This is a genomic window from Mycobacteriales bacterium, from assembly GCA_036497565.1.
In the GTDB taxonomy this organism is placed as follows: Bacteria; Actinomycetota; Actinomycetes; order Mycobacteriales; family QHCD01; genus DASXJE01.
Map to the genome: position 1 here is coordinate 1 of DASXJE010000195.1, position 9,445 is coordinate 9,445.

Sequence of the window (9,445 nt, forward strand, 5' to 3'; positions counted from 1 at the left end):
GACGAGCAGCGGTAGCTTCTCGCCACCCGGAATACTGCGCCCCGTGGACGTGCAGGACTGGTGGTCAGGCGGCGAAGTGGTTCCACTGGAGCTGAGCGGAACCGAGCAGGGCGTCTTCGTTCGCCGCGAGGGGTGGGGGCCGTCCATGACGCTGCTGCATGGGTTCCCCAGCTCATCGCACGACTGGGCGAAGATCGCCCCTGCCTTGGCCGAGCGCTACGCGCTCACGATGCCCGACCTGCTGGGCTTCGGCGCGTCCAGCAAGCCGCGCGAGCACCGCTACTCGGTGCTCGAGCAGGCGGACCTGGTCGAGGCGCTGTGGGTGCGCGAGGGGATCGCGTCGACGGTGGTCGTGGCGCACGACTACTCGGTCAGCGTCGCGCAGGAGCTCCTGACGCGGCGCGCGGCCGGCGCGCTCGCGGTCGACGTGCGCGCGCTCCACTTCATGAACGGGGGCGTCTACCCGGATCTGCATCGGCCCCAGCCCGCGCAGGTGGCCCTACTCGATCCGGAGCACGGGCCGCAGATAAGCGCTGCGATGAACGGCGAGTTGTTCATGGCCGGCCTCGCGCCGACATTCCCGGAGGGGTACGGCTCGGCTGCCGACGCCGCCAGGATCTGGCAGAGCTTCCACCTCCACAACGGACAGCGGAACACGCATCTCCTGATCCGCTACATCGAGGACCGCCGCGAGAACGCCGAGCGCTGGACGCAGGTACTCGAGACGACTGACGTACCGCTTACCTTCGTCTGGGGAATGCTCGATCCGGTCTCCGGCGCGCACATGGCCGAGCGCATCCGCGAGCGACTCCCGGACGCACCGTTCACGGCGCTGGAGGACGTTGCACATTGGCCGCCGCTTGAGGCACCGGAGCGCGTGGCCGCCGCGCTACTGAGCAGCCAGCCCTAGAAACGTCTTCTCACCTGCCTCGTCGGTCTCGCCTTAATCGGCCGGCTTCCACTTCGGACGACGGACGAAAGTCAAGTCATTCGCGTTCCTCGACGATGCTTTGGAACAACTTGAGCTTGCGCTCAGGCTCACTCAAGGTGACTCCCGAGACGAGGCTGCCGTTACGCAAGAAATCGGCCGACTGCACGAGGCACGCGGTGAGTTCGGCGCGGCCCGTGAGTGGCTCGAAACATCGCTATCACTGTTTCGCGAGCTGGGCGATGAAGTTCAGGAGAAGACGACGCGCGAGGCCATTGCACGAGTCGCGCCGAAGACACACGATTGAACCTCGCGATCCCGGCCTTCCGCTTGCGACGAACAGGGGCATCCGATCGCTCGGCGGAGAGTAGGCACCCAAGGGGCCGGCTGAGCCGCGCCAGGGCGGAGCCGTTCCCTACGTGCGCGGCCGCTCCCGTGTCTTCTCCACGCGAGCGAGTAGGGCTGCCGTGCCGGCCGTCACGAGCGCGGCGAGTAGCGCCATCACGATGTAGGTGGACTCGAGTCCTGCCCCCGGCGCGGCGGCGCTTGCGACTAAGGCACCGACGCTCGCGGCCGCAAGGACGACAGTGCGCCCGGAGATGCCCACACGCGCCTGCATCGAACTGGCGACACGTCGCTGCCGCTCACCAACGAACACCGCTGCGAGCACTGCGCCGCCGAGCTCGAGCAGGATGACTCCGACCAGCGCCTGCGGACGACTGGGCTGACGCCACGATCAGGATCGCGGCGACACAGGCGACCATCCCGCCGACGGTGATCGCTCGCGGCTGTGCGCATCGTTGCAGGACCGCCAGCGCGCGGGTGGAGTTTGGCTGGCCCGGGACTCGGGGACATAGCGGCTACCCGGAGCGGCTACGGGGCCCAGCCGCGCGGTTGGGAGGCCCGCTGGCGGGGGCTCCTGGGTCTGAAGGCAGGTGTTTTCGTCAACCACTGACACGACAGTGGAGGTTTTCACAGTGCTTTCAGACGCCCTCGCGCGGCGCCTCATTCGGCTCATGCTCATTTCGGCCATCGGCGCTGCGGCGATGTTGACCGGCCCAACCGCCAGCCAAGCAGCCACTCTCACGTTCTCGCCGTCCGCCGACTCGTATGTCGACGCGAGCCAGCCGGATACGAACTTCGGTGGCTTGCAGAAGATCCGTACGGACGGTTCACCGGTCGTCCGCAGTTATCTCCGCTTCGACGTCACCGGCTTCAGCGGCAGCGTGCAGAAGGCGACTCTGTCGCTGGTCCCGGCCAGCTCGTTGAGCGGCGCGGTGACCGCCTCCGCAGTCGCCGACAACAGCTGGTCAGAGACGACGATCACGAATACGAACGCGCCCGCCACGGGTACCACCCTCAGCTCGGTGCCGTCGGCTGTCACGGGCACGCCGATGTCGTTCGATGTGACGAAGGCGGTGCCGGGGAACGGGCCGGTGAGCATCGCTCTCACGAGCTCCTCCGTCACGGCGCTCGCGATCTGGAGTCGCGAGGCCGGGGGCACGAACGTGCCGCAGCTCGTCGTTGACGTGCAGACCGACACGACGGCGCCGAGCGCGCCGGACGGTCTGACCGCCACGGGCGGCGACAAGCAGGTCTCGCTCACGTGGAATGCCGCCTCCGACGACACCGGCGTCACGGGCTACCGCCTCTACCGCCAGAACGCCGACGGCAGCTGGCCGACGACGGCAACCGCCACGACCGCCGCCGCGACGCGCAGCTTCACCGATACGGGGCGGACGAACGGGACCGCCTACACCTACCGGGTGACGGCGATCGACGCCGCCGGCAACGAGTCGGCCCCGTCGGCGACCGCCGCGGCGACGCCGCAGGCGCCGCCGGACACGACGGCGCCGAGCGCCCCGGGTGGACTCGCCGCCACCAGCGGTGACACCAAGGTCACGCTCAGCTGGAGTGCGTCGACCGACAACGTCGGCGTCGCCAGCTATCGCATCTACCGCCAGAACGCCGACGGCAGCTGGCCGCTGACGTCGACCGGCAACACCCCAAGCGGGACGCGCACGTTCACGGACAGCGGACTGACCGACGGGACTGCCTACACCTACCGCGTGACGGCAATCGACGCGGCCGGCAACGAGTCGGCCCCGTCGGCGACGGCATCGGCAACGCCGCAGGCACCGCCACCGCCGCCGCAGAGCCCCTGCGGCACAGCCGCCACGCCGCCGCAGTGGCAGCACGTGGTCTGGGTCGTGATGGAGAACCACGCGTATAGCCAGGTGATCGGGAGCTCGTCTGCCCCGTACGAGAACAGCCTCGCTGCTCAGTGCGGGCTCGCGACGAACTACTTCGCGATCACGCACCCGAGCCTGCCGAACTACATCGCGATGACGTCGGGCAGCCCGCAGGGCATCACCGACGACAACCCCCCGAGCTCGCACCCAGTAGCGGCGGAGAGCATCTTCTCCCAGATGGGGACGGGCCGCTGGCGCTCGCTCCAGGAGTCGATGCCCTCGAACTGCCTGCTCGGCAACTCGGGTCTGTACGCGGTGAAGCACAACCCGGCGGCCTACTACACGAACATCCGCACCGACTGCCAGAACTACGACGTGCCGCTCGGAGCGACGCCGGACATCTCCGCGCCATTCACGTTCGTCACGCCGAACATGTGCGACGACACGCACGATTGCTCCGTAACGACGGGAGACAGCTGGTTGAAGACGTTCGTCGGGAAGCTGACGAGCACTCCGGAGTACCAGTCGGGGACGACGGCGATCTTCGTGACGTGGGACGAGGACGACATGACAAATGTCAACCAAGTTGCCACCATCGTGATCAGTCCGTCGACAACCCCGGGGACGCAGAGCGCGACGAAGTTCACTCACTACTCGCTGTTGCACACCACCGAGGAGATGTTCGGAATCACGAACTTCCTCGGCGGCGCGGCCAGCGCAACCAGTATGAGGAGCGCATTCAACCTGTAGTACTGCGGAACGGCTAACTCGAACCGGCCCCTGTACGGCGCGGCCGAACGCAGCTACCGTGCCGCCTTCGTGACCCGGAGCGTCGTGCCTCGCGCACGGCGCTCCGGTGCACAGCCCGTCGGCTCAAACCACTGAACAGGAGGTAGTTCAGTGCACTCACGCATGCTCCGCCGCGCAGTTTCTGCAGCCGTCGTCCTGGCGATTGGGGCGGCCGCGCCGGCCGAAGCTGCGACGGCGACGTTCTCGCCGTCAGCGGACTCGTACGTCGACGCGAGCCGTCCGAGCACGAACTTCGGGACTCAACTCGAGCTGCGCACCGACGGCTCGCCGGTCATGCGCTCCTACCTCCGATTCGATGTCCAAGGGATAAGCGGCCCCGTGACGAAGGCGACCCTGTCCCTCGTGGCGTCGAACTCGTTCCGGGGCGCGGTCACGTCGCGGGCAGTCTCGGGCACCAGTTGGTCCGAGACCGGCATCACGAACGCAAACGCTCCGGCCACGGGAGCCGCCCTCAGCTCCGTCAGCTCAATCGCAAAGGGAGCTCGCACGTCGTTCGCCGTCACCGGAGCCGTGGCCGGAAACGGAGCCGTCAGCTTCGCACTGACCAGCACGCTGCAGAAGGCAGTGGCCTTCTCAAGCCGCGAGGCAGGTGGGGCTGGAGGGCCGCAGCTCGTCGTTGAAAGCACCGCCACGCCGCCGGACACGACCGCGCCTAGTCCGCCCAGCGGACTGACCGCAACCGCCGGCGACACGAAGGTCTCGCTCGGCTGGGGCGCTGCGACCGACAACGTGGGCGTGACCGGGTACCGCGTCTACCGCCGCAACCCGGACGGAACCTGGCCGACCGCAGGGACCGGCTCGACCGCTGCCTCGACCCGCACGTTCACCGACACCGGTCTGGCCAATGGGACGGCATACACCTACCGCGTGACGGCAGTCGACGCGGCCGGCAATCAGTCAGCGCCGTCGACGACCGCTTCGGCGACGCCTCAGGCGCCGACGCCGCCGCCTCAGCAGGGGCCGTGCGGAACTGCGCCGGTGCGGCCCGCTGCGTGGCAGCACGTCGTCTGGATCGTGATGGAGAACCATTCCTACAGCCAGGTGATCGGCAGCTCCTCCGCTCCCTACGAGAACGCACTGGCCGGCCAATGCGGCCTGGCGACCAACTACTTCGCAATCACACACCCGAGCCTGCCGAACTACGTCGCCATGACCTCAGGCAACCCCCAGGGGATTACCGACGACAACCCGCCGAGCTCGCATCCGCTTGGCGTGGCGAGCATCTTCTCGCAGCTCGGCACCGGCGGCTGGCGGTCACTGCAGGAATCGATGCCGTCGAACTGCCTGCTGACGAACTCCGGGCAATACGCCGTGAAGCACAATCCGGCCGCGTACTACACGAACATCCGCACCGATTGTCAGAACTACGACGTGCCGTTGGGGGCAACGCCAGACATCTCAGCGCGTTTCACGTTCGTTACGCCGAACCTGTGCAACGACACGCACGACTGCTCGGTCACGACCGGAGACGACTGGCTCAAGGCGTTCATCCCGAAGCTCACGAGCAGTCCCCAGTACCAATCGGGCACCACGGCGATCTTCCTCACGTGGGACGAGGACGACTCCGCGAGCGGCAACCAGGTCGCGACGATCGTGATCGCTCCGTCCACGATTACAGGGACCAAGAGCGCAGTTCGGTTCAGCCACTACTCGTTGCTCCGCACAACGGAGGAGATGCTTGGTCTGACGACGTACCTCGGCGGCGCCGCCAGCGCGGCGAGCATGCGGAGCGCGTTCAACCTGTAGAGGCACGGGTCCGACGTACCTGCTTACCTGTCTTCCGTGACGCGGTGAGTGGCGTGTCTGGCGCGCGCTCAGGTCTGCAGCCGTAGTCGAAACCGCTGAACCTGGAGGTAGTTCAGTGCCCGCACGCATGCGCACGTGCTCAGTTCCTGCTGCACGTCTTGGCTCCGTCTTTTTGCCGGCCCTAGTGGTCGTCGCCGTGTTCGTTGTCACGTCCACGGCCGACGCTGCCTCGGTCGTCCTGTCGCCGGCCGCGGGCCCTGCGGGCTCAACGGTGACGCTGACTGGCAGCGGCTTTCCCGCGCGTGCGAAGGTGCGTGTCCGGGCGGCTGGCAGGCGCGTCGCGACAGCCCGTAGCAATCGGCGCGGCGCTTTTGCCGTGACGGTGACGACGCCACGGGGGCGGGGCCCGATCCGACTGACGTCACGCGCGCGCTCGCGCCGCGTCGCCAGCATCTTCCGCGTCACGACAGCCAGCGCTCCGCTGTCGAGAGAACTTGCAAACGGCCACGGCGGGCGGCTGCGGTGGACGCCGGCCGACCCTCTCGCCGGCTCGGTTGTCGCTGTGACCGGCCGGGGGCTGCCGAGCTCTGCGCCCGTACTGATCTCGCTCTCGAAGTTCTCGCAGCCGGCGCTTGCACGCCGGACCGGGCGCGGCGGCGCTCTCGACACCAGCGTCCCGATCCCGGCAGCGGCCAACGGCCCGCTGGTCGTCCGGGTCCACATTCGCGGGCGGACGATGCGGCTGCCCGTGACCGTGCGTTCGAACGCCAACGCCGCGCCACCGAGCCCGAACGGTCAGACGCCTCCGTCCGGCCAGACGCAACCACCCGCGCCGGCCGGCCCGTGCGGGATCTCCTCCGCGCCTCCAGTGGCATGGCAGCACATCGTCTGGATCGTGATGGAGAACCACTCGTACAGCCAGGTGATCGGCAGCCCCTCCGCTCCCTACGAGAACGCGCTGGCGGGGCAGTGCGGCCTTGCGACCAACGACTACGCGATCACGCACCCGAGCCTGCCCAACTACGTCGCGATGACTTCCGGGGATCCGCAGGGCGTCACCGACGATTCCGGTCCCAGCTCGCACCCGTTGAACGTGCCGAGCATCTTTTCCCAGCTCGGCACCGGTGGCTGGCGAGCGCTGCAAGAGTCCATGCCATCGAACTGTTACCTGAGCGGCTCGGGCCAATACGCCGTGCGCCATAACCCTGCCGCCTACTACACCAACATCCGTACCGACTGCGCCACCTATGACGTGCCGCTCGGGCCGACCCCGGACATCTCGGCCCGTTACACGTTCGTCACGCCGAACCTGTGCAACGACACGCACGACTGCTCCGTCGCCAGCGGCGACACCTGGCTGCAGACGTTCATTCCGAAGCTCACGAGCACTCCCGAGTATCGAGCCGGCTCGACGGCGATCTTCCTGACCTGGGACGAGGACGACATGACGAATGTCAACCAAATTGCCACGTTCGTCATCAGTCCGTCGACTGTGCCAGGGACCAAGAGCGCAACGAAGTTCACCCACTACTCGCTACTGCGCACGACGGAGGAGATGCTCGGCCTGAGCACCCTGGGCGGTGCGGCCGGTGCGACGAGCATGCGCAGCGCGTTCAACCTCTAGCTGTCGTCGAGACTCGCCCCGAAAGGGGACAAAAGCTCAGACAGAGGTAAGGAGATGTGAACGCGCTCCGTAGTTGCTCCCAGGGGGGCTGACGACCGCTAGCAGACCCCGTCGGTCCCCCCGCTAAATCCACCCGAGCTCCCGTTTCGTGCCGCCAGCACCCGACGCGATAGCGCACCCAACCGTGTCGATGCGAGACAAAGCCCAGGCCGACGGCATGCTCGGGACACGGCTGAGCGACGAGCTGCGTTCGAGGGGGACGCAGCTCGTCGCGAGCCCCTACCGCGTGACGGCGCGCTTCACCTCCATCACGCCGAACAAGTGCCACGACATGCACGACTGCCCGGTCTCGAGCGGCGACGATTGGCTCAAGGCCTTCATCCCGAAGCCCACGATCAGCCCGGTGCTTGGCCTCCCATTCATCGGCGGCGTTGCCACCGCGCCGACCATGCGCAGCGACTTCGACCTGGGCTGATCCTCCTCCGCTGCGAGGTAAGTAGGCGGACACGGCTCCCGTACTTGGCAGAAGGGGACGGTGGCGGAGTGCGGGGCGCGCCCCGACCACCGGCCCCCACCAATCTGCATCCCACGGCGAAAAGAGCACATGTCGCAGCTATCGGACCGGATTCCGCGCGCGTTCTGCCTAGGCGCTCTCGTTGCCTTTGCAATCGCAGCATTCCCGTCCATCGCCGCTGCGGCACCGAGCTGCCAGACGAGCGGTCCCGCGGGGGGCTTGTACGCCGTCAGTGTCTGCCTCAACCAGCCGGCGGCCGGGGCCACCCTCACCGGCGACACAACGGTCTCGGGCTCCGCGTCGACCGCCACGGGAACCGCCCCGGGCGTACAGCGGCTCGTCTTCTACGTCGACGGAACCTACGCGCTGACGGACTACGAGGCGCCTTACAGCTTCAGCCTGCCGACGAGCAGCTGGGTAGACGGTTCGCACCGGATCGAGGTCGAGGCGCTCTACCGCGACGGCTTCGTGTCGCAACGCGCGGGCGTGAACGTCACGTTCTTCAATCACGTCACCACTCCGCCCGTCAACACCAAGCACTTCACGCCAACGTCGGGGACGGCGCCGGCCGCGGGCAAGCCGTTCGTGCTCGCCGCGGCGGGCGACGGCGCCGGCGGCGAGACCAGCGCGCAGGCGGTTGTCGACCGGATCAAGACCTGGTCGCCGAACCTGCTCGTTTACCTGGGCGACGTCTACGAGAAGGGCGCCCCGACCGAGTTCAAGAACTGGTACGGCGCCCCGACCTCGACGCTCTTCGGCCAGTTCCGCTCGATCACCGACCCGGTCGTCGGCAACCACGAGTACAGCGCGTCGCCGACCGCCGCCGGCTACTTCGACTTCTGGGACAACATCCCGCACTACTACAGCTACAACGCCAACGGCTGGCACTTCATCGCGCTCGACTCGACCTCGCAGTTCGCGCAAACCGCGGCGGGGTCGCCGCAATACAACTGGCTCCAACAGGATCTGAAGCACAACAACGCGGCGTGCACGATCGCCTATTTCCACCACCCGCCGTTCAACATCGGGTCCGAGGGCTACACGACCCGCATGGACGAGATGTGGAACCTGATGGTCCAGAACGGCGTCGCGATGGTCCTGACGGGACACGACCACGACTACCAGCGCTGGGTCCCGCTGGATGGCAATGGCAACGTTCCCGGGGGAAAGAACGCTGGTACAGGCACGACCGAGTTCGTCGTCGGCACCGGCGGCCACTCCGAACAGAGCTTCGTAGCCACTGACACGCGCGTCGCCAGCGCCTTCAGCCACACGCAGTTCGGCGCCCTCCGCATGGAGCTCAACCAAAGCGGCGCCGCGTACCAGTTCGTGACCGCCGCCGGCCAGCGCCTGGACTCAGGTTCTGTGCAGTGTCCCGGCACGTCGCGGGACGCGAACGCACCCACCGTCCCGAGCACCTTCAAGGCGACCGCCGTTTCGCGCGCAGAGATCGATCTCAGCTGGAATCAGAGCAACGACAACGTCGGCGTGACCGGCTACGACATCTTCCGCAATGGATCGCTGCTCAAGACGATCGGCCCGGACACGACCTTCCACGACGGCACCGTCGCGCCCGGCACGACCTACACGTACACGATCCGCGCGCGTGACGCGGCCAACAACGCCTCACA

Annotated in this window: 8 protein-coding genes; 6 read left to right on the forward strand and 2 right to left on the reverse strand. The window is 67.5% G+C overall.

Annotated features, from left to right (window positions below):
• The first annotated feature begins 43 nt into the window (after positions 1–43).
• Positions 44–910: an alpha/beta hydrolase gene (locus tag VGH85_16225; protein HEY2175354.1), complete on the forward strand. Its 867-nt coding sequence runs from the start codon at positions 44–46 to the stop codon at positions 908–910.
• A gap of 433 nt (positions 911–1,343) precedes the next feature.
• Here the strand turns inward: VGH85_16225 and VGH85_16230 are convergent, their stop codons facing one another.
• Together VGH85_16230 and VGH85_16235 are read right to left on the reverse strand one after the other, a co-directional pair.
• A complete protein-coding gene (locus tag VGH85_16230) occupies positions 1,344–1,547 on the reverse strand; it encodes a hypothetical protein (protein HEY2175355.1) in 204 nt (67 codons plus the stop codon).
• A gap of 570 nt (positions 1,548–2,117) precedes the next feature.
• Positions 2,118–2,372, reverse strand: a complete 255-nt coding sequence (locus VGH85_16235; GenBank protein ID HEY2175356.1) for a hypothetical protein — start codon at positions 2,370–2,372, stop codon at positions 2,118–2,120.
• Here VGH85_16235 and VGH85_16240 point away from each other — a divergent pair.
• The 5 genes from VGH85_16240 to VGH85_16260 all read left to right on the forward strand — a co-directional run.
• Positions 2,365–3,870, forward strand: coding sequence for an alkaline phosphatase family protein (locus tag VGH85_16240; GenBank protein HEY2175357.1), 1,506 nt, complete (start codon positions 2,365–2,367; stop codon positions 3,868–3,870). The genes VGH85_16235 and VGH85_16240 overlap by 8 nt on opposite strands.
• 162 nt (positions 3,871–4,032) lie before the next feature.
• Positions 4,033–5,676: an alkaline phosphatase family protein gene (locus VGH85_16245; protein HEY2175358.1), complete on the forward strand. Its 1,644-nt coding sequence runs from the start codon at positions 4,033–4,035 to the stop codon at positions 5,674–5,676.
• Between the two features lie 184 nt (positions 5,677–5,860).
• A complete protein-coding gene (locus VGH85_16250; GenBank protein HEY2175359.1) occupies positions 5,861–7,300 on the forward strand; it encodes an alkaline phosphatase family protein in 1,440 nt (479 codons plus the stop codon).
• Positions 7,301–7,490: 190 nt separating this feature from the next.
• On the forward strand, positions 7,491–7,775 hold the full coding sequence (locus tag VGH85_16255; GenBank protein ID HEY2175360.1) for a hypothetical protein: 285 nt from the start codon (positions 7,491–7,493) through the stop codon (positions 7,773–7,775).
• A 258-nt stretch (positions 7,776–8,033) separates the two neighbouring features.
• The coding region (locus VGH85_16260; protein HEY2175361.1) for an Ig-like domain-containing protein at positions 8,034–9,445 on the forward strand (1,412 nt) is incomplete at its 3' end.